General features: G+C 42.3%; 1 protein-coding gene and 1 pseudogene. Both read left to right on the top strand.

Annotated elements, in window-relative coordinates; genetic code table 11:
• Positions 1 to 89, top strand: a pseudogene (locus R7O13_RS27035) (GMP synthase); the annotation flags it as partial.
• A gap of 307 nt (positions 90 to 396) precedes the next feature.
• A partial coding sequence (locus tag R7O13_RS27030) for an Arm DNA-binding domain-containing protein (RefSeq protein ID WP_318305223.1) occupies positions 397 to 712 on the top strand: 316 nt, incomplete at its 3' end.

Genomic DNA, 712 nt, shown 5'->3' with positions numbered 1-712 from the left:
CTAACCGTATTATCAACGAAGTTGAAGGTATTTCACGAGTTGTTTACGACATTTCTGGTAAGCCACCAGCGACAATCGAGTGGGAATAATCTTCCTTTAAGAAAGGTCTGGCATTAACAGGCACTAAATCATACTTAAGTCCGCGTAATTGCGGACTTTTTTCGTTTTTGGCTTAGTCATTTTTGGCAATGTCTGGCAACGCCAAGCACGGTTTGACCGTGGTATTTTGATGGGTATGATTCATCGGTAATGCCATGGATTACGCCCGATACCATGCTGAGTGTTTTTGATGGGGCATGGTATTAAATTTACATATCTATCTGTTTTATAAAGATTAATTTCTAGATTTTTAGAGGTTTTTCAGCATGGTATCAAACAAGAATAATAGGTCGAAACATGCTGACTGATACCAAGCTACGCAATCTCAAACCCAAAGGTAAACTTTACAAAGTAAATGACCGTGATGGCCTTTATGTTGCTGTGACCACTACGGGTTCTATCTCATTTCGTTACAACTACTCGATCAATGGCAGGCAAGAAACTATTACCTTTGGTCGCTACGGAGTAGGAGGCATCACGTTAGCAGAAGCGCGTGAGCGTCTCAATGAAGCGAAGAGAATGGTTACTGATGGAAAGTCACCGGCCAAAGAGAAAGCCCGTGCTAAGGCGAGAACCAAAGATGCTGAAACCTTTGGTGCCTGGGCTCAGAAAT

The organism is Vibrio sp. Y176 (genome assembly GCF_033438945.1).
Note: the sequence above shows the minus strand (reverse complement) of the source record. Positions and strands in the feature narration are given on the sequence as shown.